The 23,820-nt window shown below is 63.5% G+C and carries 21 protein-coding genes, 1 pseudogene and 1 riboswitch; of the genes and pseudogenes, 8 read left to right on the top strand and 14 right to left on the bottom strand.

Going from position 1 to position 23,820, the window contains the following annotated elements; all coding sequences use genetic code 11:
- Nucleotide 1: 1 nt before the first annotated feature.
- Nucleotides 2-1,129, bottom strand: a complete 1,128-nt coding sequence (gene carA / locus B0E46_RS07385; RefSeq protein WP_077555131.1) for a glutamine-hydrolyzing carbamoyl-phosphate synthase small subunit — start codon at nt 1,127-1,129, stop codon at nt 2-4.
- A gap of 203 nt (nt 1,130-1,332) precedes the next feature.
- Between carA and B0E46_RS07380 the strand changes: the two genes are divergently transcribed.
- The gene (locus B0E46_RS07380; RefSeq protein ID WP_077555130.1) at nt 1,333-2,028 is read left to right on the top strand and encodes a 2OG-Fe(II) oxygenase; all 696 of its coding nucleotides are present in this window, start codon (nt 1,333-1,335) and stop codon (nt 2,026-2,028) included.
- An 18-nt stretch (nt 2,029-2,046) separates the two neighbouring features.
- On the opposite strand, the gene B0E46_RS07375 is transcribed toward B0E46_RS07380, so the two are convergent.
- From B0E46_RS07375 to hrcA, 6 genes are all read right to left on the bottom strand, one after another.
- Nucleotides 2,047-3,051, bottom strand: coding sequence for a sodium:calcium antiporter (locus B0E46_RS07375; protein WP_077555129.1), 1,005 nt, complete (start codon nt 3,049-3,051; stop codon nt 2,047-2,049).
- A riboswitch (yybP-ykoY riboswitch) is annotated at nt 3,044-3,270 on the bottom strand. It overlaps the preceding gene by 8 nt.
- Nucleotides 3,271-3,324: 54 nt before the next feature.
- Nucleotides 3,325-4,125: a 4-hydroxy-tetrahydrodipicolinate reductase gene (dapB, locus tag B0E46_RS07370; RefSeq protein WP_077555225.1), complete on the bottom strand. Its 801-nt coding sequence runs from the start codon at nt 4,123-4,125 to the stop codon at nt 3,325-3,327.
- A gap of 55 nt (nt 4,126-4,180) precedes the next feature.
- The gene (dnaJ, locus tag B0E46_RS07365; RefSeq protein WP_077555128.1) at nt 4,181-5,308 is read right to left on the bottom strand and encodes a molecular chaperone DnaJ; all 1,128 of its coding nucleotides are present in this window, start codon (nt 5,306-5,308) and stop codon (nt 4,181-4,183) included.
- Nucleotides 5,309-5,442: 134 nt separating this feature from the next.
- Nucleotides 5,443-7,362: a molecular chaperone DnaK gene (dnaK, locus tag B0E46_RS07360; protein ID WP_077555127.1), complete on the bottom strand. Its 1,920-nt coding sequence runs from the start codon at nt 7,360-7,362 to the stop codon at nt 5,443-5,445.
- Between the two features lie 151 nt (nt 7,363-7,513).
- Entirely contained in the window at nt 7,514-8,047 is a 534-nt protein-coding gene (gene grpE, locus B0E46_RS07355) for a nucleotide exchange factor GrpE (RefSeq protein WP_077555126.1), read from the bottom strand.
- 83 nt (nt 8,048-8,130) lie between these two features.
- Nucleotides 8,131-9,192 carry a heat-inducible transcriptional repressor HrcA gene (gene hrcA / locus B0E46_RS07350; protein WP_077555125.1) on the bottom strand — a complete coding sequence of 354 codons (1,062 nt, stop codon included), beginning with the start codon at nt 9,190-9,192 and terminating at the stop codon, nt 8,131-8,133.
- Between the two features lie 122 nt (nt 9,193-9,314).
- Between hrcA and recN the strand changes: the two genes are divergently transcribed.
- Nucleotides 9,315-10,988 (top strand): DNA repair protein RecN, encoded by a 1,674-nt coding sequence (gene recN, locus B0E46_RS07345; RefSeq protein ID WP_077555124.1) that lies wholly within the window; start codon nt 9,315-9,317, stop codon nt 10,986-10,988.
- A gap of 17 nt (nt 10,989-11,005) precedes the next feature.
- On the opposite strand, the gene B0E46_RS07340 is transcribed toward recN, so the two are convergent.
- Nucleotides 11,006-11,641 carry a response regulator transcription factor gene (locus B0E46_RS07340; RefSeq protein WP_077555123.1) on the bottom strand — a complete coding sequence of 212 codons (636 nt, stop codon included), beginning with the start codon at nt 11,639-11,641 and terminating at the stop codon, nt 11,006-11,008.
- Nucleotides 11,642-11,722: 81 nt separating this feature from the next.
- Here B0E46_RS07340 and B0E46_RS07335 point away from each other — a divergent pair, with 81 nt between their 5' ends.
- Nucleotides 11,723-13,321, top strand: coding sequence for an MASE1 domain-containing protein (locus B0E46_RS07335; RefSeq protein ID WP_077555224.1), 1,599 nt, complete (start codon nt 11,723-11,725; stop codon nt 13,319-13,321).
- A 309-nt stretch (nt 13,322-13,630) separates the two neighbouring features.
- On the opposite strand, the gene fur is transcribed toward B0E46_RS07335, so the two are convergent.
- On the bottom strand, nt 13,631-14,053 hold the full coding sequence (gene fur / locus B0E46_RS07330; RefSeq protein ID WP_077555122.1) for a ferric iron uptake transcriptional regulator: 423 nt from the start codon (nt 14,051-14,053) through the stop codon (nt 13,631-13,633).
- A gap of 76 nt (nt 14,054-14,129) precedes the next feature.
- Between fur and bamE the strand changes: the two genes are divergently transcribed.
- Entirely contained in the window at nt 14,130-14,597 is a 468-nt protein-coding gene (gene bamE, locus B0E46_RS07325; RefSeq protein ID WP_077555121.1) for an outer membrane protein assembly factor BamE, read from the top strand.
- A 32-nt stretch (nt 14,598-14,629) separates the two neighbouring features.
- Here the strand turns inward: bamE and B0E46_RS07320 are convergent, their stop codons facing one another.
- On the bottom strand, nt 14,630-14,905 hold the full coding sequence (locus B0E46_RS07320; protein WP_077555120.1) for an RnfH family protein: 276 nt from the start codon (nt 14,903-14,905) through the stop codon (nt 14,630-14,632).
- The gene (locus B0E46_RS07315) at nt 14,898-15,329 is read right to left on the bottom strand and encodes a type II toxin-antitoxin system RatA family toxin (protein ID WP_077555119.1); all 432 of its coding nucleotides are present in this window, start codon (nt 15,327-15,329) and stop codon (nt 14,898-14,900) included. The genes B0E46_RS07320 and B0E46_RS07315 overlap by 8 nt, the downstream gene beginning before the upstream one ends.
- 83 nt (nt 15,330-15,412) lie before the next feature.
- On the opposite strand from B0E46_RS07315, the gene smpB reads away from it, so the two are divergent.
- Nucleotides 15,413-15,904: an SsrA-binding protein SmpB gene (smpB, locus tag B0E46_RS07310; protein ID WP_077555118.1), complete on the top strand. Its 492-nt coding sequence runs from the start codon at nt 15,413-15,415 to the stop codon at nt 15,902-15,904.
- Nucleotides 15,905-17,187: 1,283 nt separating this feature from the next.
- Nucleotides 17,188-17,730, top strand: coding sequence for a demethoxyubiquinone hydroxylase family protein (locus B0E46_RS07300; RefSeq protein WP_077555116.1), 543 nt, complete (start codon nt 17,188-17,190; stop codon nt 17,728-17,730).
- 219 nt (nt 17,731-17,949) lie between these two features.
- Here the strand turns inward: B0E46_RS07300 and B0E46_RS07295 are convergent.
- A pseudogene (locus B0E46_RS07295) lies at nt 17,950-18,339 on the bottom strand (transposase); the annotation flags it as partial.
- 526 nt (nt 18,340-18,865) lie between these two features.
- Between B0E46_RS07295 and B0E46_RS07290 the strand changes: the two are divergent.
- A complete protein-coding gene (locus B0E46_RS07290) occupies nt 18,866-19,459 on the top strand; it encodes a hypothetical protein (RefSeq protein WP_139350458.1) in 594 nt (197 codons plus the stop codon).
- 15 nt (nt 19,460-19,474) lie between these two features.
- On the opposite strand, the gene B0E46_RS07285 is transcribed toward B0E46_RS07290, so the two are convergent.
- Both B0E46_RS07285 and B0E46_RS07280 read right to left on the bottom strand, forming a co-directional pair.
- Complete coding sequence (locus tag B0E46_RS07285; protein ID WP_077555114.1) at nt 19,475-21,247, bottom strand: type 4 pilus major pilin; 1,773 nt, start codon at nt 21,245-21,247, stop codon at nt 19,475-19,477.
- A gap of 154 nt (nt 21,248-21,401) precedes the next feature.
- Nucleotides 21,402-21,719 carry a conjugal transfer protein TraD gene (locus B0E46_RS07280; protein WP_077555113.1) on the bottom strand — a complete coding sequence of 106 codons (318 nt, stop codon included), beginning with the start codon at nt 21,717-21,719 and terminating at the stop codon, nt 21,402-21,404.
- A 284-nt stretch (nt 21,720-22,003) separates the two neighbouring features.
- On the opposite strand from B0E46_RS07280, the gene mobQ reads away from it, so the two are divergent.
- Nucleotides 22,004-23,722 (top strand): MobQ family relaxase, encoded by a 1,719-nt coding sequence (mobQ, locus tag B0E46_RS07275; protein WP_077555112.1) that lies wholly within the window; start codon nt 22,004-22,006, stop codon nt 23,720-23,722.
- Nucleotides 23,723-23,820: the final 98 nt, after the last annotated feature.

Raw genomic sequence — 23,820 nt, 5'->3', positions numbered from 1 at the left:
CTCAGCGGGCCTCCTGCATCAGTTTGGCAAACCGGTCAAACAGGTAGCCGATGTCGTGGGGACCGGGCGAGGCTTCCGGATGGCCCTGGAAGCAGAATGCCGGCCGATCGGTGAGCGCAAAGCCCTGCAGCGAACCGTCGAACAGCGAGCTGTGGGTGACCCGCACGTTCGCCGGCAGCGTGGCCGGATCGACCGCGAAACCGTGGTTCTGCGAGGTGATCAACACGCGGCCGTCGTCCAGATCCTTCACCGGATGATTCGCGCCGTGGTGGCCGAACTTCATCTTCAGCGTCTTCGCGCCCACGGCCAGGCCCATGATCTGGTGACCCAGGCAGATGCCGAACAGCGGGATCTTCGCGTCGAGCAACTGCTTGGTCGCCTCGATCGCGTAGTCGCAGGCGGCCGGATCACCGGGGCCGTTGGAGAGGAACACGCCATCGGGCTTCATCGCCAGCACCTCGGCCGCCGGCGTCTGTGCCGGCACCACGGTGATGTCGCAGCCCTGCTCGGCCAGCAGGCGCAGGATGTTGTGCTTGGCACCGAAGTCGTAGGCCACGACCTTGAAGCGCAGCGCAGGCTGGTTGAAGGCGGTGCGATCGAGATCGTAGATGCCCTCCTTCCAGCCATACGGCCTGGCGATGCTGACCACCTTGGCCAGGTCCATGCCGTTGAGCCCCGGGAACGCGCGCGCCTTGCCCAGCGCGGCTTCGGCATCCAGCTGCTCGCCGGCCACGATGCAGCCGGCCAGGGCGCCCTTGTCGCGCAGGATCCGGGTGAGCCGACGTGTATCGATGCCGGCGATCGCCACGATGCCATGCCGCTTGAGGTAATCGGGCAGGCTTTCGCTGCTGCGCCAGTTGCTGGCCCGGCGCGGCACGTCGCGCACGATCAGGCCGGCGGCGTGCACGGCCGTGGATTCGGCATCCTCGGCATTGATGCCGGTATTGCCGATATGCGGATAGGTCAAGGTGACGATCTGGCGCGAGTAGGAAGGATCCGTGAGGATTTCCTGATAGCCCGTCATCGCCGTGTTGAATACGACTTCGCCGATGGTTTCGCCAGTCGCGCCTACGGCATGACCGTGAAACACGCTGCCGTCTTCGAGGGCCAGCAGAGCGGGAATAGGCATAAAGTTAACCGCCTTTTGGATGCAGCAAGATCCGCAAGCCGCACGATTGCTGGCTTGTGGAGCTCGTTAGGGAAAGGGTCAGGGCGGGTAGAAATGATAAGCGGAGACGCCGTTTCTGTCCACCTTACGGAGTATGAATCCCAGCCACTCGTGGCCGACCGGCCGGCGCTACACTAGATCCCATTATTGGAGTTGAATGCCCTATGAGTGCTGCCGTCCTGCTCGATCCCGCCCGACTCGATCGCCCGGATACCACGGTGCAGCAAGATCCCTTCCCCTTCATGGTGGCCCACGGCCAATTGCCGGATGAAGTGCGCAGTGAGCTGGATCGCGACTTTCCCAATTATTCCAGCGCCGGGTTCTTTCCTTACGATCCAAGCGATTGCGGGCCCTCGGTCAACACGCTGATCGCCGACATGACATCGCCGGCGTTTGCCAGCGCGATCGGCCAGCGGCTGGGCATCGACAATCTCGGTCAGTATCCGACCCTGGTCACCTTGTGCCGCCTGCTCAACAAGCGCCACGGCACCATCCATACCGACAGCAAGTCCAAGGTGGCCACGGCACTGATCTATCTGAATGCGCAATGGCCGGATACCAGCGATGGCTGCTTGCGCTTCCTGCACCAGATCGACGACATCGACAGCCTCGCCGCACCGGAACTGACTCCGCTTTACGGCGAGTTTGCAGTATTCAAGCGCTGCGATAATTCCTTCCACGGCCACCTTCCTTACGAGGGCGAACGGCGGGTGATCCAGGTCGCCTGGCTCACCAGCGAGGAAGAGAAGTTGCGCAAGACCAAACGCGGCAAATTCTCGCGCGTGTTCAAGAAGCTGTTCGGCAGGCTCGACACCAGGCTGGGTGCGGGCCGCGACCGCAACGCATCCCATCGCGACTGAACCCGCTTTCGCCAGCCATCAGCCGGCGAAATGCCAGGCCACCAAAACGGCAAACACGCCGTACAACAAGCCCACCGGCAACAGCCAGCGGGCATCTACCCGGCCGCGACGAAACAGCCACCACAGATAGACGATGGCCATCGTGGTCAACGCACCGGCCACGATCAACGGCGTGTCGAACAGCCACGGCGTGGCGAACAATGCCAGCGAGCTGGGGATGGTCGCCTGGATCATCATCGCACCGGAGATATTGGCCAATGCGAGTCGCTCCTTGCCCTGGCGCACCCAGATCAATGCATTGATGGTTTCCGGCAATTCCGTCGCCACCGGACTCAGCACCAGCGCCACCAGGTGCGGCGGCAGTGCGAACGCCGAGCCAATCGCTTCGAGCTGGCCGACAAAAACTCGCGACGCAGCCGCAATTACCAGCAGCGCCGCGACAGTCTGCGCCACCACCCAGCGCCATGCCGGCTCGGCGTGCTTCGGACGAAGCTTCAGCGGCTCAAGCACCTCCTCCTCCGGCGCGCTGTCATCGCTGCGCATCTCGCGCCACACGTAAAGCGCGTAGGCAGCCAGGAAAAGCACGCCCAGCAGCGGCTTGAACGCGAACACGACCAGCCCCAGCCCGACCTTGACCACGAAGATCGCCAGGAACCACGACTGGTCGCGCGCCAACCGCCGATGATCGACCCGGATGATCCGGTCAGTCCGCTGCAGCTGTCGACGGTTGTACCAGAGCGCCACGCCGACCACCGCGTAGGCGATCGTGGCCAGCACCAACGGGCCACCCAGCGCGGCGCCGACACCGATGTCGCGTGCCTCCGGCGTCTTGCCGAAGATCACCGCAACGAAGGTCACCGCACTTTCCGGCAATGCCGTGCCGAATGCGGCAAGCACCGTACCGGTTGCCGTGGCACCAAGCTTGAGTTTCTGCCCAAACCATTCGACGCCGTTGACGAAGTACTCGCAGGCAAAATAGATCGCGCCGGCCGAGCCGAGAAACAGACACAGGGTAAGCAACATGGAATGACCTGGGCCGGGCGAACGGAATAACCGATGGCTCAACGACACCGCTCGCCCGGCCGGGTAAGCATGTCGATGGCCAAAGGTCTCGCCGGGCAGGGCCGCTACCTGGTGGCGACGGCTGCTGTTCGCACCATGGCGCCGGAAACGACCGGCGACCAAGTGTGTTGATGCGAACGCCTCTGGGGACGAGGCAGGCTACTCCCCAATGACAACGTATCGATGCTAACGGCGGCGGCGGCGCGACACAAGCCGATGCCGGCGAACAGTGGACTAGCGCAGCGTAGCGATCACGTCATCCAGCTGCCAATGTCCGGGCGCGTGACCGGCCAGCCAATGGGCTGCCTGCAAGGCGCCGCGCGCGAAAATCGAGCGATCGGTGGCGCGATGCCCGAGTTCCAGCCGCTCACCCTGCCCGATCAACACGGCGGTGTGCTCGCCGACGATATCGCCACCGCGAACCACGGCGAAACCGATGCTGCCGTCGACACGCTCACCTGTCTGGCCTTCGCGGCTGTACACGGCGGCCTGTTCGAGCGCGGTGTGGCGAGCCGCCGCAGCTGCATGGCCCAGGGCCAGTGCGGTGCCCGATGGCGCATCCTGCTTGCGGCTGTGATGGGCCTCGACGATTTCGAGATCCCAATCCGGCAGCGCCGCGGCAGCTTCACGCAACAACCGCGTCAACACCGCCACGCCAAGACTGAAATTGGCTGCACGCAGGATCGCAATATGCTTGCCGGCATCGGCCAGACGCACTTCCATCGCAGCATCAAGCCCGGTGGTGCCGCTGACCAGCGCCGCACCGCACACGCGGCAATGATCGAGCGCCGTGGCCAGGCCAGCCGCGCCACTGAAGTCGATGACGACATCCAGTGCCGGTGCATGCGTCCAGTCAACGGCATAACGCAATGAATCGCCATGGCCCGCGAACACCGGCTGGCCGGCGTGGGTCGAACCGGGCGAAACCACCGCGTGCACCAGTTCGAAGCGCACATCCTCGCCGAGCAGATGCAGCAACGCGCGGCCCATGCGGCCAGAGGCACCACTGATGGCGAGGCGAACCGGTCGGGTCATCGGCATATTCCAGTCAATCCGTCGATCGGCCCATGCTAGCGCGTGTGCCGTTGCTTCATGCGGTGACTTTCGACCAGAACTGCTTCACGCCGTCGACCCAGCCCTTGGCGCGCGGCGTGTGCTTGCCGGCGTCGTTGCTGTCGAAGGTGGCTTCCAGTGATTCGAGCAGTTCGCGCTGCTGCTTGGTCAGCCGCACCGGCGTCTCGACCACCACGCGGCAGATCAGATCGCCGTGGCGGCTGCTGCGCACCGACTTGACGCCGCGTCCGCGCAGGCGGAACTGCGTGCCGGTCTGCGTTTCGGGCGGAATGCTGATCGGTATTTCGCCTTCCAGCGTCGGCACCGGCAATTCGACACCGAGCGCCGCCTGCGAGAAGCGGATCGGCAGTTCGCAGTACAGATCATTGCCTTCGCGCTGGAAGATCGCGTGCTCGCGCACATGCACTTCCACGTACAAGTCACCAGCCGGCGTACCGGACGGCCCCGCCTCGCCCTGCCCGGTCAGACGGATGCGATCGCCGTTGTCGACGCCGGCCGGAATCTGCACGGACAAGGTGCGGGTTTCCTCGATGCGCCCCTCGCCATGGCACTTCTTGCACGGCCTCTCGATCGCCTGGCCGGTGCCGCTGCAATGCGGGCAGGTCTGCTGGATCGAGAAGATGCCGTTCTGCATGCGTACCTGGCCGTGGCCGTGGCAGGTCTTGCACTTGCTGACCTTGCCGTCTTCCGAGCCGCTGCCATTGCAGTGGTGGCAATTGACCTGGCTCGGCACCTCGATCTGCCGGCTGACGCCGAACACGGCCTCTTCCAGATCCAGTTCCATGATGTAGCGCAGGTCGGCACCGCGTCGCGGACGCCCGCGACCGCCGCCATTCCTGCCGAAGATGTCGCCGAAGATGTCGCCGAAGATGTCGCCCACGTCGCCAAAGCCGGCGCCGCCGCGACCGCCCATGCCGTGCTCGAACGCGGCATGGCCGTGCTGGTCGTACATCGCGCGCTTCTGCGCATCGGAGAGCACCTCGTAGGCCTCCTTGGCCTCCTTGAACTTCTCCTGCGCATGCGGATCGTCCGGGCAGCGGTCAGGGTGGTACTTCATCGCCAGCCGGCGGAAGGATTTCTTCAGCTCGACCTCGGTGACGGTACGTTCGACACCCAGCACTTCGTAATAGTCACGCTTGCTCATTCACCTATCCACACTGCTTGTCGCGCCCCTGCATGGAACCGGTCGTTCCATGTCCTGCATTCTCTCAACAAACAGCCCACGCCTGGAATGCCGGACGCGGGCTGTCGAATCGACCATGTCAATAACGCTGGCGATTACTTCTTGTCGTCCTTCACTTCGGTGAACTCGGCATCGACCACGTCGTCCGGCTGCGCCGAACCGTGCGGTCCGGCCTGCGGACCGGCATCGGCATGGCCGCCGCCCTGTGCCGCTGCCTGGAGTGCCTGCGCGGCCTGCTCCAGCTTTTCGACCTTGGCTTCGATCGCAGCCTTGTCGTCGCCGTCCTTGACCTTTTCCAGGTCGGACAGCGCACCCTCGATTACCGAAAGCTGGTCAGCCGGCACCTTGCCGCCGTGTTCCTTCAGCGCGCTGCGGGTGGCGTGCACCAGCTGGTCAGCCTTGTTGCGCGTGGCGACCAGTTCGTGGAACTTCTTGTCCTCTTCCTTGTTCGCCTCGGCGTCGGCAACCATCCGCGCGATCTCGTCCTCGGACAGGCCCGAGCCGGCCTTGATCTCGATCTTCTGCTCCTTGCCGGTCTTCTTGTCCTTGGCCGACACGTGCAGGATGCCGTTCGCATCGATGTCGAAGGTCACTTCGATCTGCGGCATGCCGCGCGGTGCAGGCTCGATGCCCTGCAGGTCGAACTTGCCCAGCGACTTGTTCGCGCTGGCACGCTCGCGCTCGCCCTGCAGCACGTGCACGGTCACCGCGGTCTGGTTGTCGTCGGCGGTCGAGAACGTCTGCGAGGCCTTGGTCGGCACGGTGGTGTTCTTTTCGATCAGCTTGGTCATCACGCCGCCCATCGTCTCGATGCCGAGCGACAGCGGGGTGACGTCGAGCAGCAGCACGTCCTTGACGGTGCCGCCCAGCACGCCACCCTGGATCGCCGCACCGACGGCGACGGCCTCGTCCGGGTTGACGTCCTTGCGCGGTTCCTTGCCGAAGAAGTCCTTCACCGACTCCTGCACCTTCGGCATGCGGGTCTGGCCGCCGACGAGGATCACCTCGTTGATGTCGGACACGCGCAGGCCGGCGTCGTTCAGCGCAGTGCGGCACGGCTCGATGGTGCGCTTGACCAGATCCTCCACCAGGGACTCCAGCTTGGCGCGGGTCAGCTTGATGTTCAGGTGCTTCGGACCGGAGGCGTCCGCCGTCACGTACGGCAGGTTCACGTCGGTCTGGTGGCTGGAGGACAGCTCGATCTTGGCGCGCTCGGCGGCATCCTTCAGGCGCTGCAGCGCGAGTGGATCCTTGCGCAGGTCGATGCCCTGCTCCTTGTTGAATTCGTCGACGAGATAGTCGATGACGCGCATGTCGAAGTCTTCGCCGCCGAGGAAGGTGTCGCCATTCGTCGCCAGCACTTCGAACTGCTTCTCGCCGTCGACTTCGGCGATCTCGATGATCGACACGTCGAACGTGCCACCGCCCAGGTCGTACACCGCGATCTTGCGGTCGCCGCCCTTCTTGTCCAGGCCATAGGCCAGCGCCGCCGCGGTCGGCTCGTTGATGATGCGCTTGACGTCGAGGCCGGCGATCTTGCCGGCGTCCTTGGTCGCCTGGCGCTGGCTGTCGTTGAAGTACGCCGGCACGGTGATCACCGCCTCGGTGATCGTCTCGCCGAGGTAGTCCTCGGCGGTCTTCTTCATCTTCATCAGCACCTTGGCCGCGATCTCCTGGGGCGCCATCTTCTTGCCGTCGGAAGTCTCGACCCAGGCGTCGCCATTGTCGTGCGCGACGATCTTGTACGGCACGATGTGCAGGTCTTTCTGCACTTCCGCGTCGGTGAACTTGCGGCCGATCAGGCGCTTCACCGCATAGAAGGTGTTCTTCGGGTTGGTCACGCTCTGGCGCTTGGCCGAGGCGCCGACCAGCACTTCGCCGTCCTTGTTGAAGGCGACGATGGACGGCGTGGTGCGATCGCCTTCCGAATTCTCGATGACTTTGGCACTGCTGCCGTCCATCACGGCGACGCAGGAATTGGTGGTGCCCAAGTCGATACCAATGATCTTGCCCATGTGTATGCTCCGGATCTTTTTGCGGCCCCCGCGGCCGCGACTGGTTTTCAGATGGGGGTCTGGTCAGGCGATTCAATGCCGACAAGGCCCCGGATGCGATTTCATGCTGTTTGCCGGCGCGCCATTCAGGTTGGCGCCAGCAAGAAAAACTTCAGTCCCTGGCCACCGCGACCAGGGCCGGACGCAACAGACGGTCGTTGAGCACGTAGCCCTTCTGCAGCACGCTGACCACGGTGCCCGGTGCCTGGCCCGGCGCCTCGACCATGCTCACGGCATGGTGGCGCTCCGGATCGAGCGGCAGGCCGAGCGGATCGACCTGCGACATGCCGTTGTTCTCGGCCACCTTCAGCAGCGACTTCAGGGTGAGGCTGATACCCTCGCGCATCGAGGCGACATCGGCGCTTTCCACCGCCAGCCCACTTTCCAGTCCGTCGTAGACCGGCAGCAACTCGTTCAGCAGTTTCTCGTTGGCGAAGCGGCGCGCCTGCTCCAGGTCACGGTGCAGGCGGCGGCGCTGGTTCTCGATCTCGGCCTTCTCGCGCAGCACGGTCTCGCGCAATTCGGCGTTGCTCGCTTCCAGCTCGGCCACGCGCGCCTGCAGCGCCTCGAGTTCAGCGCCCGAAGTTGCATCCGGCGTGGCCTGGGCCGGCGCCGCGCCCGGCGACTGTGGATCGTTGTTCTGCATGCGTCACTCCAAACGAAGGTTCATGGCCGGCACGTAGTGCCAACCGTCGATGATTTTGCGGGGTATTCCGCCTCCCGGGGCGGTTATAAGGTCGTTGCGGCGCGATTCAAGGCGTCACTGAGCAATCCGGCGGTAGCCTGTACCACCGGGATCACCCGCTCGTAGGCCATCCGCGTTGGTCCGATCACGCCAACCGCACCCAGTACCCGCCCTTGCACCCCGTAGCTGGCGGTGACCACGCTGCATCCATCCAGTGCCGTGAAGCCCGATTCCTCGCCGATGAACAGCCGAACGCCGGGCGCGCGGGCACATACTTCCATCAGTTGCAGCATTTCGTTCTTCTTCTGGAACGCCTCGAACAGCTCGCGCAGCCGCTCCAGGTTGGCCAGTTCGGAATACGCCATCAGGTTGGTCTGGCCGCTGACCAGCACATCATCGCCTTCGCTGTGCGGGGCGAACGAGGCAGCCGCCAATTCCATCGAACTGGCCAGCAGGCTGTTCAGCTCGCTGCCGGCCTCGCGCAGCTCGCGCAACAGGTGGGCGCGGATATCGTCCACGCGCAGGCCTGCAAAATGATGGTTGAGGTAGTTCGCCGCCTGCTCCAGCTCGCGGCTGTCCAGCGGCTTGGCCAGCTGCACGATGCGGTTCTGCACCTGGTTGTCGCTGAACACCAGGATCACCAGCACGCGGGCGTCGGGCAACGGCACGAAATCAATATGTCGCAGTGGGAAATCCACCTGCCGCGGCACCGTGACTACGCCGGCGAAATGGGTCATCGCCGACAGCAGGGTCGACACGTTGCCCAGCAGGTCACGGGTGGTGGTCGGCCCCGGCGGAAGCTCGCGCTGCAGCCGGGCCATGTCCTCGCGCGGCAGCGGCTGCAGCTCGATCAGGCTGTCGACGAACAGGCGCAACCCGCGCGGCGTCGGCACGCGCCCGGCCGAGGTATGCGGCGAAGCCACCAGGCCGGCGTCCTCAAGGTCGGCCATGATGTTGCGGATGGTCGCCGGGCTCACGTCCAGTCCGGACGAGCGCGACAGCGTGCGCGAACCCACCGGCTCGCCATCGACCAGATACTGGGCGATCAGCGTGCGCAACAGGCGTCGTGCGCGGGCATCAAGGTCGTGGCCGTGGGAAAAAGGCATGCGCTGTGGCAATCCGTGAGACTACAAACAAATAAGGTCTGCGCGCTTCGCATGCAAGCCTTGGCATGATTCTGCCACGTGGCATGCCGTTACAATCGCCCGACTCCACATTGTCCTCATCCATGCTTACTTCGCTCTACGTCCGCCATTTCGCCGTTGTCGAAGAAGCCGAGATCGCTTTCGGCCCAGGCCTTACCGTGGTCAGTGGCGAGACCGGCGCCGGCAAGTCGCTGCTGGTCGACGCGCTGATGCTGCTGGCCGGTGCCCGCGCCGACAGCGGCATGGTGCGCGCCGGCAGCGATCGCGCCGAACTGGCCGCCGAGTTCGACCTGGCCGAACTGCCCGAAGCCCGCGCGTGGCTGCAGCGCGAGGAGCTGGACGAGGATGGCGCCTGCCAGCTGCGCCGGGTGATCCGTGCCGAAGGCAGCTCGCGCGCCTGGATCAACGGTCGTCCGGCGAACGCCAGCCAGCTCGGCGAACTGGCCACCCTGCTGGTGGAAATCCACGGCCAGCACGAGCACCAGGCGCTGCTGTCGCGCGCCCACCAGCTCAACCTGCTCGATGCGTACGCCGGCAACGAAACGCTGGCAGCGCAGGTGCGCGAGCTGGCCACGCAATGGCGCGAGCTCGGCGCCCGCATCCGCAAGCTGAGCGGCGGCGACGATCGCGAACATCGGCTCGAACTGCTGCGCCATGAAGCCAGTGAACTGGAAAAATGGGCACTCCCCGCTGCCGAACTGACCGAGCTGGAGGCCAGCCACAAACGCCTCGCCAATGCCGGCCGGCTCGCCGAAGGCGCCGCCGGCGTGGTCGAACTGCTCGACGGCGACAGCGAGTTCGCCCTGCGTCGTGCGCTTGGCCGCGCCCATGCCGAACTGGGCAAGCTCGCCGCGCTCGACGACAAGCTCAACCCGCTGCTCGAACTGCTGGACAACGCCACCATCCAGCTTGGCGAGGCCGCCGATGGCCTTAGCCACTACGCGCAGGATGTCGATCTCGACCCGGAACGCTATGCCGAGGTCGACACCCACCTCACCCGCCTGCACGAACTGTCGCGCCGCCATCGCCTGCCGGTCGCCGAACTGCACGAGAAGCTGGCCTCACTGCAAGCGGAACTGGCCGAGCTGGAAGGCGCCGGCGAGGCGCTGGAGCAGTTGGCTACCCAGCGCGAGAAACTGCAGCGCGACTACACCCAGGCCGCCCATGCCTTGAGCAAGGCCCGCGGCACGGCCGCCGAACGACTCGGCACGGAAGTCAGCGCACTGATGGCCGAGCTGGGCATGGCCGGCGGCGTGCTGAAGATCGAGTTGGAGCCTGCCGAAAGCGATGAACCCGATGCGCAAGGCCGCGAGCGTTGCGAACTGCTGGTCAGCGCCAACCCGGGCCAGCCGCCACGACCGTTGCGCAAGGTCGCCTCCGGCGGCGAACTGGCGCGCATCAGCCTTGCCATCGAGGTCGCCACGCTGGGCAAGGACACCGTCGGCAGCATGATCTTCGACGAGGTCGACACCGGCATCGGCGGCGCGGTGGCCGAGGTGGTCGGGCAGAAGCTGCGCGCCCTCGGCGGTCAGCGCCAGGTGCTGTGCGTCACCCATCTGCCGCAGGTGGCTGCGCAAGGCCATGCCCATCTGCGCGTGGCCAAGCACAGCGATGGCGATTCCACCCGCACGCAGATCGAGAAGCTGGACAGCAACGGCCGTCGCGACGAACTGGCGCGCATGCTCGGCGGGGTGGAGATCACCCGCGAAACCCGCGCCCACGCCAAGCAGATGCTGGACCGCGCACAGACCGCCTGAATCGCCGTACGGCAGGCTCAGCCGCTGGGTGGCAACAACCCGCGTTCGGTCGCCATGCGGTACAAATCCAGTTCCGAGCCGGCACCCAGCTTGCCCATCAGGCTGGCGCGATGGATGTACACCGTCTTCTGGCCGATCCCCAGTTGCGCCGCCACCTGCTTCGGTGCGCGGCCTCCGGCGAGCAACAGGAAAACCTCGCGCTCGCGCGCAGTCAGCCGGTTGATCGGATCCAGCGCGGCGTTCGGCCGGTCAGCCCGGCGCTGGCGCAGGTCAGAGCTGAGGAAGCACTCGCCCTGCATCACTGCCCGCAGGCCCGCCACCAGTTCCTCAGGCGCCACGCCCTTGGTGACGTAGCCGCTGGCCCCGCGGCGCAACGCCTCGGACACGTAGGGTTCGCCATCGTGCATGCTCAACACCACGATGCGCGTCTCGGCTGACACGCTGAGCAAATGCTCGATCAATGGCAGGCCGCTGCCATCGGGCAGCGAAAGATCCAGCGCCACCAGATCAGGGCGGTAGTGACTGACGGACTCCACCGCATCATCGGCGTTGCGGCACTCGGCCACCACGTCGAGATCCGGCTCCATTTCGATCAGCCGCTTGAAACCTTCGCGAACGATGGCGTGGTCATCGACCAGGACAATGCTGTACATCCCACTACTCTGACACAGTGATGCACGCCTTGGCAGGTCGCGGCGCAGCATCCTTGCGAACCGCGCATGTACCATCTGCCCATGCATCAGAGATCACTCCATCTGCCCGACTCCGGTCCCTTGCTGGGTGCCGGCTACCTTTTGCTCTGGTTACTGCTGTGGCCCACCGTGCAACCCTACTGGGCGTTGCCGTACGGTCTGCGCTTCGGCGCCCTGTTGCTGACGCCCGTCCGCTACTGGGGCTGGCTGTTCGGAGCCGAGTTGCTGGCCACCGCTGGCATCGACATGGCCCATGGCCTGCCGCTGGGCTGGACTGGCTTCCTGATCGAGGAGCTGCCCGAGCCTCTGGTGATGGCCGGCGTGCTGTGGCTGCTGCGGCGCCTGAATCTGCACGCCAGCCTGCACAGCCCGCAGGAGGTGACCCGGTCGCTGCTGTCGGTAGTGCTGATCGTGGCAGCCACCACCGCCGTGGACGCAGCCATGCTGGCGCTGATCCATGCACCGGCGCTGCCCAACCTGACAACGGATGTACTCGGCGAAGACCTGCTCAGCCATTACCTGGGCATCCTGCTGATCGTGCCGCTGCTGATCATGCTGTTGCATACGCGCTTCAATCCACGCGCACTGACCAGCCTGTGCATGGACGGCCTGCTGGTGATGCTGCCCTCCATGGTGATATTGCTGATGCTGTCCGAACATGCGGCGCCACAACCGCAGTTCGCGCGGGTTCTGTCGCTGGCACCGGTATTGTTTTTCGCATTTCGCCACGGCTGGCGTGGCGCCAGTCTGGCCATGATCGTGTCCAGCCTGGGCATGACCCTGGTCGATCAGCACCTGGGGCACGCCCCCTCTTCCGCCGCCGCCTATCTGTTCCTGGCGGTGGCCGGCACCGGCGCACTCATGCTGGGCTCAGCCACCGATGCCCTGCGTCGCAGCAGCGAACGGGTAGCCGAGCAGAACATCTACCTGGGCGCCGTCAACCGTCGTCTTGATCAATTGGCGCATCAATTGCGCAGCGCCGCACGCGGCAACCTGCAGGCGGACGAAAACCAGCGCCGGCACCTGGCCGCCGAGCTGCATGACGAGCTGGGCCAGAACATCACCGCGATCCAGACCCACGTGAAGCTGGCACAGACCCGCCTGCACCAGGCCGGTATGGAGGACATCAGCACCTCGATCAACACCATTCTGGCGCACATGCGCCGGGCGCTGCATCGTCTGCTGGACGACCTGCGTCCGGCGGTGCTTGACGAGTTCGGACTGTTGCGCGCGCTGGATGAAGGCCCGATCAGGGATCTGCTGAACACTGCCGGTATGAGCTATCACACCGAATTGCACGGCGACCCACGCCTGCTCGACGACGATACCCGCACCGCGATCTACCGGCTGGCCCAGGAAAGCGCGACCAATGCCGTCAAGCATGCCCAGGCCAGCGAGTTCCGTTTGCGCCTGCGCATCGGCGAACGCCAGGGCATTGCGCTGGCCTTGCTGGATCTGCGCGACAACGGCACCGGCCTGCCCAGCCGCTTGCCTCGCGGCGGTCGCGGATTGCAAGGGATGCGTGACCGGGTCACGTCTCTGGGCGGCCAGTTCCGTCTGCGCGCCGATCACGCCGGTGTCCACCTGCGTATTCTGCTGCGTAGCAACAATCACCCTGTCGAATTGGGGCGGCAGACCTAGGAATTTTTCTGATACCCCTAACGTGAAGACATCGTTACGATCTTGTCATCGATGTGGGGGAGCCACCATCGCAAGATGGTGGATTCAGAGTTGCCGTGGGGACGGCGGCTCTGAAACAACGGCAGGATGCCGTTTCGCCGCTACCGGTAGCAGCTGTGCCATCGCGATATCTTTCGCCGAGGCCGGTTAGCAAGTCAGGTAGTGGAGCAGCCGCAGGTGGACAGGAGTCCTCCTTGCGGCTTTTTTATGCCTGTGCATTTCGCAACGACCTTGCCACCACCCTTCGCAGGCCAAGCCCGCATCTGCGGCTCAGGCTTTCCGCGCGCGGTGCTTCGGTCGCACATACAGCACCAGGCTGTGATCCTCGATCACATAGCCGTGGCGCGCGGCAATTTCATGCTGCAGGCGTTCGATTTCTTCACTGACGAACTCAATCACTTTCCCGCTGTCCACATCAATCATGTGGTCATGATGCTTGCCGCGGTCGAGCTCGTAGACGGCCTGGCCGCCTTCAAAGTTGTGCTTGACGACGATGCCGGCTGCCTCGAACTGGGTCAGCACGCGGTATACCGTCGCCAGGCCGATATCTTCCTGGTGCGCAAGCAGATTCTTGTAGACATCTTCGGCGGTGAGGTGCTGCACGCCTTCCTCCTCGAAGATCTGCAGGATACGCATGCGCGGGTGGGTCACCTTCAGGCCAACCCGACGCAGTTCTTTGGTTTCCTGTTCCATCGCCCACTCTCCGCACACGGCGTTGCCTAGCCGGTAGTGTATCATCCGACACCTTTACGATCCGGACGCAACACGCATGCAAAAGCTGATTACCCTGCTGGTTTTCGCCGTGCTGGCGCTTTCCATCGCCGGCTGCCACATCGTCTATACGCCTGACGTGCAGCAAGGCAACCTGCTCGACAAGAAAACCGTGGATCAGCTGAAGCCAGGCATGACCAAGCGCCAGGTCGTGGTGCTGATGGGTTCGCCCTCGGTCAGCACGCCGTTCGACCAGAGCCGCTGGGACTATGTCTCGACCCAGCAGCACCGCGGTGGCCCGATCAAGGTGCGCACGTTTACGTTGACCTTCAACAACGACACGCTGGTGCGCACCGAAGGCGATTTCTTCGCCCAGGACGCTCAGCAATTGGTGAAGGACAGCAAGAAATACCACACCAGCTATCCGGTCAACGAGACCCAGGGCGACAAGAGCAAGGGGCCGGACGACAACAAGAATGGCGGCGGCTTCGGCAACGGTGACAGTGGCGACAACAACGGTCATTGATCGACCACGCACGGCGCCGGGTGACTGCTCTCTCAGCGGGCTCGGCGACGGCGCGCCTCCATCGGATCGAGTTGCAGCGGGCGGTAGATCTCGATCCGATCGCCGTCATGCACAAGCTGATCCGGCGCGACCTTCCGCGCAAAGATACCCAGGCGGTATGGATCCACACCGCCGGGTAGCGCGGCAGCAATCCCCGAAGCGTCAATCGCGTGCATCACCGTACTGCCGGCGAACAGTTCGACGCGACGCACGATCTGATGATCGGCCCCCGCATGGACTACCGTCACCACGATCGTGGGCTCAGCCATATACGCGCCCGGCTTCGGCACAAAAATCGTCCACCATGCGTCCAGCCAGTCCCTGAAAGCCCAGTCTGAGGGCGCCACCACCCAGCCTGCCCGCGTAGTCGAAATCCAGCGCAAAGGCGACCTTGCAGCCAGCCTCACCCAGAGCAATGAAATCCCACACGCCCTCTAGGCTGCGGAACGGGCCATCGACGAGACTCATCTGCAGGCGTCTGGGGCGCTCGACCGTATTGCGCGTGGTGAAACTCTGGTGCAGACCGGCAAACTTGAGATCCAGTCGTGCCACCAATACATCGTGCTGACGCTCGAGAATCTCGGCATCGGCACACCAGGGGAAACGCTTTGGGTATGCTTCGACCTCATTGACCAGGTCGAACATCTGCGCCGGCGAATACTTCACCAAGGCGCTGCGGCGGATTTCGATCACGGCAGCCTCTTCACATCACGCTTGATCAGGCCCGATATGCGGCCAGACCGGCATCAGGGCAACAAGGCCCGAGTTTAACGGACATGGCCAAGGCAAAGGACAAAGACAACAAGGGCGGCGGCACCATCGCGCTCAACAAACGTGCGCGTTTCGAGTACCACATCGACCAACGTTTCGAGGCCGGCGTCGCCCTGCAGGGTTGGGAGCTGAAAGCACTGCGTGCCGGCCGGATCAACTTCGGCGACGGTTACGCGATCGTGCTGCACAACGAGATCTTCCTGGTCGGCGCTTCCATCCCGCCACTGATCAGCGCCTCCACCCACGTCATCGCCGAGGATCGGCGCACGCGCAAGCTGCTGCTGCATCGCAAGGAGATCGATCAGCTGATCGGCGCCGTCGAGCGCAAGGGGTACACCCTGGTACCCACCGCGATGTACTGGAAAGGCAATAAGGTCAAAGTCGAGATCGGCCTGGCCCGCGGCAAGCAGGAGCACGACAAGCGCGACACCGAAAAGCAGCGCGACTGGCAAATCGAGAAGCAGCGCACCATGCGTTCGCACAATCGCAGCGCCTGAGTCCGCAACCAGTCGGTGGCGTCTATTGAACTGTCACCTGCAAGCCTTGTGCTGCAACGGTTGGGAGATTCGGCAATTCCAAGTTGCCCCCACAATCTGTCAGATGCCATCGCACGCCTTCATGCTTTGCCAGAGTCATTTGCGCACGCGCATGCCTTTTGGGCTTACATAACTCACTCGCGGTCAGCTCGCGCCGAGCCGCTTCCACAGGTGCGGCGTCACCCTCACCGTGCGCGGGCCAGTAGAGCACACGTCACGCTACTACCCTCCTGATGATCAAAACATGGCGAGATTAGATGGCAGGATTAGGCTGCAACAATGCGATCAAGTCATTGATTTCATAGGCCCCGACCGCACTCGACAATCTACTCGTGTGGAATAGGCTGCAGGGATTAGACTGCAAATTGAAATCTACTTAGCGTTAGAACGCAGAACAAATGAGGCGTGACCTTGAAAGAAAAAGCTGATCTGTATGCGGCTCAGTGGAATGCTTTGCGCCTTCGGAACAGGCTTGTTTTGTCCGTCCTTGCAGTAGGCGTAGTTGTACTTTTTGTCGCGTCATCTCCAATGTTTGCAAAATACCAGGGCATCGTTGGGCTGACTTGGTTTACATTGTTTGTTCTGTCAAGTTCGTACTACGGTGCGTTCCGATGTCCGCGATGCCACAAGCCATTCTTCAAAGCTGGATTCTTGGCGTCCAACACCCTCGCCAAGAAGTGTCTTCACTGTGGACTTGCCAAATGGACTTAAGCTCGCAGTGCGTTCTAAATACTCGTTCAAGGCGGACGCCTTCGGCGCCGCTTAACTCCAGCGTTAGGCCTTCCATACTCCGTCGCCCACATGTAGTCGCTCTCATAATGGACTCACAGTTTGGCAAAAACGTCGACCCGATTGCCTCGCGCGTCCACGTGTGGCTTGTGGGTTCAGAAACCAATCGAGTTGCTGCCCAATCGTTCCGGGAGCAACAACAGGAGAAAGCTCCGTCCATCGAGACTGGCATTACCGTGTTCGCAACCGACCCGAGCGAAGAGCTCGAGCAATCATGCATAGCTATATTAGGTACCATTGACCTGCATCATGGGGAGTATTCGCATGAACCGCCTCTATCGGCAGTCGAAGTCTATGGTCTGCCTCTTAGCGGCACGCTCCAGTCGGCATTCGAAGCCTATGGCTTCTCCATGTTCCAAACGACAAGCTACGGTTTCTTCGCTGGCAATAAGACTGCCTAACCACTCATTCGAGGCGGACGGCTCCGCCGCCGCTTAACTCCAGCGTTAGGCCTCATGGAATTGATCGCGCAATCTGCAGCCACCAATGAACTCGGCGACCGCATTATTAAGGTCAATCATGCTGGTGAGCATGGTGCTATCAACATCTATAACGGGCAAATCTTCATGGCGCGCCTCACTGCGCGCAGCATGGTCAGTCAGCTCACAGCGTTTCGGTCGCATGAGCAGCGGCATCGAGCCATCTTTGGCGCGGAGTTGCAACGTCGTGGTCGGCCGCACTGCCGCAGTTATTGGCTGTGTGGTTTCGGCGGTCTTGTTCTCGGTCTCATCACCGGGCTCTTTGGTGCCCGCACCATCGCGGCCACTACTCTTGCGGTCGAGAGTGTTGTGCTTCGGCACTTGGAGCAACAACTTGTGGTGCTGCAAGGCAATGACCCTGATGCCGTCTCTGCCATCTCAGCTATTGTCTCTGAGGAGCAACAGCACCATGACCATTCCGCAAGCCGCGTTCAAGAGGGTACGTTCTGGCCTAAAGTACTTGTCCCCATCGTGTCCGCCTCCACTGAGGCAGTCATCTGGTTGGGCATGCGGCTATGAGGCCTAACTACTCCGTAAGAGACTTCCGATCAAGCCCGGGTGCATGAAGCCTTTGCCCTGAGCTTTCGGGCCGCTGCTGGTCATCGTGTTGTCCTGTATTGCGTCGTGCGTGTCAGTGCTTTGCGTGTTGCAACGAATGTCAGACTGTCTACCGTATCGCGCTGACGTTGAATCGAAACTTTCTTCTAGGCCGCTTGCGCCGCTTCGGTTTGCCGGTGCATGGCCCGTGGCCACCCGGTCGGACAGCCGCACCTGCTGGTCGATGTCCTTGACCGACACGAAGCGCATGTTGCCCTGGCGCGCCGCCGTGGCGATCGCTTCGGCATCGGCGCGATCGTTCTTGGTGCGGCCACTCTTGCGGAACGGCTTGACGAGTTGGGCGGCGATGATGCGCGGCTGCAGGCCGGACTCCAGGCACCGCCGCGCCCAATAATGCGCCCCGCTGCACGCCTCCATTGCCACCACCGTGCCGGCGGGAAGCTGCGCAAGCCACGCCGCAAAGGCATTCCGCTTGAGATCAAGCCGACGCAGCACACGGCCCGCGCCATCCACCTCACACACCGAAAATACGTTCTTCGCCACATCCACGCCGATGGTTATAGTGCTCATGGAGACTTCCTCTTCTGCTGACGGTTGTTTCGCAACACCATCATGGCCCTCGAGGCCGTAAGGGGAGGAAGTCTCTTTTTACTCGTTCAAGGCGGCCGGCTCCGCCGCCGCTTAATTCGAGCGTTAGCCCTCATGAAACCAACATCGCTATGCCCCGTGTCTGCGGGGGCGTTATTTGCCCTTCGTTGTTTGAGTACATTCCTCGACGCTGGGGCTGCAGGCAGTACAAGTGCGAGCGTTGCTCTACGTGGCGATCCCTAAGCGGGCGCTTCAAACGGGCACGGACTGTATTGGCCACAAAAAAGGCCGGAACCTTTGCTGTTGCTAGGGTTACCGGCCTTCGTTGGACTGCGTTGGAGCTTGAAATGGTGGAGGTGGCGGGACAGTCAAAATGCCCCGTCACAACACACTGAAAATGCAGGCTTTTCGCTAAATTTTCGGTGCAAAAAACGATACCCAAAACGGTATCTTTGAAGGCTAACACCGCACGGGCGGTGGGCGCCAGTCCTCTTAGAGGACTGGCGTCATGGTCAAAGGATCACGGGTTTGGGCCCTCTTGGGCTTGCTGGCTTGGGGCACTGGTTCGATTGCGGTAATGGGAATTGAATCGGCACAGGCTCAAGATGTGAGGGGCTTGGGCTATGAAGCTCTCGGCACTTTGACGAGCAAGGCCGGGGAAACAGAAACCCAGTTTTTGGATAGCATTCGTGCCCCCATCCGGGCGTTTATCGACCGCACTGGCTTTGAAGCGTGCGCCGAAATTGGGCAAGCCCCGGACGGCAAAAGCTGGGGGCTCATTCTGGGCTCTAGTCATAGCCACATCGGTTGCGCCGTCGTAGTTGGTCGGGTGCCGTCAGGGATGAAGCCCACGGGCGTCACGATCCATGGGCATCCCGCACTGAAACGGTTTTCTCCGAACCCGAACGACAAGATTTTGCTTGGCGCCATGGGCATGGATGACTACGACATCTTGCCGCTCACTCGCGCAGCAATCGACCATTTTTCGCCCGATGACTTTGCCGGTGGCCCGGGGTATCTGGCGACACCCGCCGGCCTCCTGTATCAAAACGGTCACCCGGGATCCGAAACGGTCGTGAAGGTCTCCACCGCGGCGCTGTAACGCCAGTGGCAACCTTTACGGGCTGCCGACTTGGCCGGAGCACGTTGTCGTGAAACCCCCGTTGGGCGCGCCAGCGAGGTTGACCGACGCCGTGAAACTTTTGCCAGCAACGGTTGCCGATTGCGATGCGGTGGCCGCGTTCGGTCCAGTGGGCTGGACGGACACGGCCAGGGTTTGGCTCTGTCCAGCGTAGGTGACCACGATGGACAGTGAGCAGGTAGCCTGAACGTGCTGGAAGTAGCTCGGCGGGGTTTGTGAATTCCCCCACGTCGGCCCGTTGGTGTAAACGCAAGTCAAACCATTGCCGAAGTCTATACAGAACTTTCCGCTGCTGTAAGTCGCAGGCGGCGGCGGTGCCGGCGGCGGCGGCGCCACGCACTGGTTGTTGACGTTGTAAGGATTGCCCGAGGCCACCCAAGGGCCGTAAGTCGTCGGGTTTGTGGCATAGGGGCCGGTCGGCGCCGGGCAGCTGTAGGTAGTCGTAGTGGTGCGGGTGTAGTTCTGCGAATACGTGTAGGTGCCCGTATCCCCGGCCGGGCATGCCGGTGAATAGTTGACCGTTTCGCTCTGGCTGCCCGTGGCGGTCGGCGGGGCCACGCACTTGGCCGCGCAGGCCGTGCCGGCGGTGGGGGACCAGGGCGACCACGGGCCATAGGCCGTCGCGTCGACACCCGTTGGCGCTGGGCAGCTATAGGTCACCGAGCGGGTCTGGGTCTGGGTGAAGCTGCTGGCACCGGCAGGCGTGACCTGACCAGATGGGCAGCTGGCCGGCTGGGTGCCGGTTTGCGTGGTCGGAGGGGGCGCCACGCACGCGGGCGAGCAGGCCGTGCCGACGGTGGGGGACCAGGGCGACCACGGGCCATAGGCCGTCGCGTAAGGACCCGTCGGCGCCGGGCAGCTATAGGTCACCGAGCGGGTCTCGGTCTGGGTGAAGCTGCTGGCACCGGCAGGCGTGACCTGACCAGATGGGCAGCTGGCCGACTGCGTGCCGCTGCCGGTCGTGGCCGGAGGCGCCGAGCAGATCGGCGCGCAGGTGTTGGCGGTGGGCGTCCAGGGCCCCCAAACCACCGGGCCATACGGCTGCGGACACGAAGAACTGCGGCCCTGGGTGATGCCGTTGGGGCTGTAGGGTGGAACAGATGAGATTTGCCCCGTCGGGCAGCCGACCATCTGGGTCTGGTCCGGTTGAACGACGCATGAGGTCAAACCTGGATTGCCGCCCAGGGCATCGCCGGGTCGGTAATTGATGAATTGGAGCACGTTGGTATCGGTGGCTGCGCAAAGCGCCACTGCCGAAGCCATCTGAACCGCTTTGCCGGTCACGACCGAACTGCCGTTGACGGTGACATCCGCAAAGCCCTGCCCGCCATTGGCGGCAAAGCGGGCGCAGGTGTTCGCCGGGACGTTGTCGAATTCGATCAAGTAGCCCTTGCCGGCCCCGGTCGAGCTGACCACGATTGGGCCGCCCCAGGTGCTTTGCGCCTGTCCGCCGACCAAGACCCCCGCCGGAAACAACTTGTCCCGAAGGGCGCTGGTTTGAGTAAGCGCGATGTAATTGGCGGCGCTGGCATAGCTGGTGCGGATCGCGTTGCTGATGGCCTGCGCGTTCCCCGCTTCCAAAGACACCTGCCGGGCGCGGTCGCCCTGGATGTAAACCGTATATCCCACCCCGACCACCACAGCGGATAGGGCCAGGGTCACGATGATGCCGAGCAGGCCAAAACCGCGCTGATCGCGGGGCGGCAGGCTGCGGCCGATAGCAGCGGGCAAAGCGCGGAGGGTGTTCATGGCTGGCTCCGTCCCGCACGGCGGGTTTTGTTTTTTTTAGGCGCGGGCTTGTTTAAGCCCAGGGCAGCGGACAACGTCTGCCGGGGCTTGAGAGAAGCCGGCGGGACGCCGGACGGATGAACGCGCGGTAGGTTGGGCCGGATCGTGAAAATCCTCATGACCGGCTCCTGGCGGCTTCGCGTGCTTCGAGATGTTTTATGCCCCGTTCCCGAACCCGGGCCGCGCGGTCGTCGTCGCGGTTGTGAAGCCAGCCCAGCAACGCGCCGACCAACTCCGCTGGGTCAAGGTGATCGGCACCGGCGGCGATGACCAGGCCCCCCATCGTGATTTTTCGATGCGCATCGGCCCGGCGGCTGGCGCTGGCAGCTTTTGCTTTTTCCTGCTTTTCCCGGATGAACGCTTTGGCTTTGAGCTTTGCCAGTCGGTCGGTTTGCCGGGCGATTTGATCAGCGAGGGTTGTGCGGGTGGTCATGGCAACTTTTCCAATGGTCTAACTTGACGTTAATCAAGATTGGAAAAGCCGCAAGCCCTTGACCGATGAGGGAAATCCACGAGGATAGGTAGAGGCGGAGCGCGAAAGCGCGAGGCCGTTCTATTGCCGTCGGAGCGAAGCGAAGACCAAAGCAATAGCGCACTTAGGCAAACCCTCCGGGTTTGCGTGCGCAGGGGCTCCGCCCCTGACCCCGGCGCTGTCGCGCCGCCCCCGATGCTTGCCCCCCGAGGGGCTTCGCTAAAACCACCCAGGACCCCGCCGCCATCGCGCTGTATCACGCCAGTATCAAGACCATCAGCCGCACCGACGGGCATAGCGCCGTTGGCGCGGCGGCCTATCGGGCTGGGCTGGATTTAGCCGATGAAGCCACTGGCGAACTCCATACCTACGCGCGGCGCGGCGGTGTTGTTGAAAGCGTCATGTTTGCCCCGGACGGTTCGCCCGCTTGGGCCAATGACCCGGCGAAACTCTGGAACGCGGCGGAGCTGGCCGAAAACCGGAAAAACTCGACCGTGGCAAGGGAGTTTGAAGTCTCCCTGCCCTATGAGCTGACCGCTGATCAGCGGCAAGCGCTTGTTGCGGACTTGGGCCAGACGCTTGTTGCCCGCTACGGTTTTGCCGTCCAGGCAAGCACACACGCGCCGCACCGATCGGATGCGGACGAGCGCAATCACCATGTCCACATACTTGCCACCACTCGGCGCATGACCCCCGCCGGCCTTGGCGAAAAAACCCGCGAACTCGATGGCGGACCCAAGGGGCGGGAGGAGATTAAGGCCGTGCGCGAACTGATCGGAGAGCGAATTAACCATCATCTTGAGCTGGCGGGCCACGGCGAGCGCGTGGACCATCGGAGCCTAGCGGATCAATCCACCGCTGCCAAAGCCAGGGGCGACCTAACGGCGGCCGCCCTGCTCGCTCGCGAGCCTACTCAACACGAAGGCAAGGCGGCCACGGCGGGCAAGCGTGCGGGGCGGGAGATGGACCGAGTTACCGTCAATGCCGACATCAAACAAGCCAACCGCGACGCCCTCGCCGCCCACATCCGCACGGTTCGGGCCGAAGGCCGGGTGCTGGAACCGGTGCCAGGCCAGCAGACGCAAGCGCGCCACGACGCCAACAAGGAAAAGCGGCCGGTGGGCGTGCGCGGCCATGAACGTGCCTTGCCCAATGGCAACACGACCAGCGTGCGACCGCACGAGCGCCTGGCGCGCGTGTCGGTGCCGACGCCAGCCGGGGGCAAGGTCAATCTAGGCAGCGCGGGGGCCACAGGCGAGAAGGCGAAAGCCGCCATGGAAACCGAGAGGCATCTCAACGCATGGCTAGCAGAGCTGGCCGCGAGCGGCCGCAAAATCGCAAAGCAAACGGAAGACGTTTTGCGCGCCCTGGCCCACACGCCGCGCGGGACGCCGGCCGCCCCGGGCCATGCGGAAGGCGGTGGCGGGTTCAAGCACTGGCTGCGTGACCACGCGAAAACGATGGAAGAGCACGAGCGGGCTAAGAGCCGTCCCGCTCGACGGGTTGCGGCTTACGAAGCCGCCATAGGCGAGACCGACCGGCGGGCGCACCGGCTTCACCGATGGGACGCCGCAAACCCCGAGCCGGCAGCGAAATGGTGGAACCCTTCCGACAAAAGGCAGTGGGCAGAACGCCGCCGCAAGCGGTCCGACCCGCTTGAACGGCAACAAGCACGCCGAGACGAGGCGCGGTCTCTGGCGACCGATCCCAATCACCTGCGGACGTATGAACAGCAGACCGAGGCAGTCATGAAGCGGTTACGCCAGCAAGAGACCGATCGGGCCGCTACTTGGCCGATGGCCGGCCTAGATTTCGAGATCGAATTCGGCCAGGACGTTCCGGGGCTGGTGTCTCTGCGTGACCTCAACGCCGAGCCGAAGCCAGGGGAGCCTGACCCGGTCAAACGGGCGAAGAGCGGAACGAGCGCCCAGGTTCGACCGCGCCCACGTCCACAGCCGCGCTAATCGCGCCAGCCACCCAGAAGCGGCAACCCCTAGAACGGGCTTGCCGCTTCTACGCGGCTATGTTTTCAGGACAGGCAGGAGGGGTATCTTCTCGCGGG

It is taken from the genome of Rhodanobacter sp. B04 (assembly GCF_002001125.1).
Classification (GTDB): Bacteria; Pseudomonadota; Gammaproteobacteria; order Xanthomonadales; family Rhodanobacteraceae; genus Rhodanobacter.
Note: the sequence above shows the minus strand (reverse complement) of the source record. Positions and strands in the feature narration are given on the sequence as shown.

What these genes read in the sequence shown, in the direction of transcription:
- carA (WP_077555131.1), bottom strand. Translation starts at nt 1,129, where the DNA reads ATGCCTATTCCCGCTCTGCTGGCCCTCGAAGACGGCAGCGTGTTTCAC.
- B0E46_RS07380 (WP_077555130.1), top strand. Translation starts at nt 1,333, where the DNA reads ATGAGTGCTGCCGTCCTGCTCGATCCCGCCCGACTCGATCGCCCGGAT.
- B0E46_RS07375 (WP_077555129.1), bottom strand. Translation starts at nt 3,051, where the DNA reads ATGTTGCTTACCCTGTGTCTGTTTCTCGGCTCGGCCGGCGCGATCTAT.
- dapB (WP_077555225.1), bottom strand. Translation starts at nt 4,125, where the DNA reads ATGACCCGACCGGTTCGCCTCGCCATCAGTGGTGCCTCTGGCCGCATG.
- dnaJ (WP_077555128.1), bottom strand. Translation starts at nt 5,308, where the DNA reads ATGAGCAAGCGTGACTATTACGAAGTGCTGGGTGTCGAACGTACCGTC.
- dnaK (WP_077555127.1), bottom strand. Translation starts at nt 7,362, where the DNA reads ATGGGCAAGATCATTGGTATCGACTTGGGCACCACCAATTCCTGCGTC.
- grpE (WP_077555126.1), bottom strand. Translation starts at nt 8,047, where the DNA reads ATGCAGAACAACGATCCACAGTCGCCGGGCGCGGCGCCGGCCCAGGCC.
- hrcA (WP_077555125.1), bottom strand. Translation starts at nt 9,192, where the DNA reads ATGCCTTTTTCCCACGGCCACGACCTTGATGCCCGCGCACGACGCCTG.
- recN (WP_077555124.1), top strand. Translation starts at nt 9,315, where the DNA reads ATGCTTACTTCGCTCTACGTCCGCCATTTCGCCGTTGTCGAAGAAGCC.
- B0E46_RS07340 (WP_077555123.1), bottom strand. Translation starts at nt 11,641, where the DNA reads ATGTACAGCATTGTCCTGGTCGATGACCACGCCATCGTTCGCGAAGGT.
- B0E46_RS07335 (WP_077555224.1), top strand. Translation starts at nt 11,723, where the DNA reads ATGCATCAGAGATCACTCCATCTGCCCGACTCCGGTCCCTTGCTGGGT.
- fur (WP_077555122.1), bottom strand. Translation starts at nt 14,053, where the DNA reads ATGGAACAGGAAACCAAAGAACTGCGTCGGGTTGGCCTGAAGGTGACC.
- bamE (WP_077555121.1), top strand. Translation starts at nt 14,130, where the DNA reads ATGCAAAAGCTGATTACCCTGCTGGTTTTCGCCGTGCTGGCGCTTTCC.
- B0E46_RS07320 (WP_077555120.1), bottom strand. Translation starts at nt 14,905, where the DNA reads ATGGCTGAGCCCACGATCGTGGTGACGGTAGTCCATGCGGGGGCCGAT.
- smpB (WP_077555118.1), top strand. Translation starts at nt 15,413, where the DNA reads ATGGCCAAGGCAAAGGACAAAGACAACAAGGGCGGCGGCACCATCGCG.
- B0E46_RS07300 (WP_077555116.1), top strand. Translation starts at nt 17,188, where the DNA reads ATGGAATTGATCGCGCAATCTGCAGCCACCAATGAACTCGGCGACCGC.
- B0E46_RS07290 (WP_139350458.1), top strand. Translation starts at nt 18,866, where the DNA reads ATGGTCAAAGGATCACGGGTTTGGGCCCTCTTGGGCTTGCTGGCTTGG.
- B0E46_RS07285 (WP_077555114.1), bottom strand. Translation starts at nt 21,247, where the DNA reads ATGAACACCCTCCGCGCTTTGCCCGCTGCTATCGGCCGCAGCCTGCCG.
- B0E46_RS07280 (WP_077555113.1), bottom strand. Translation starts at nt 21,719, where the DNA reads ATGACCACCCGCACAACCCTCGCTGATCAAATCGCCCGGCAAACCGAC.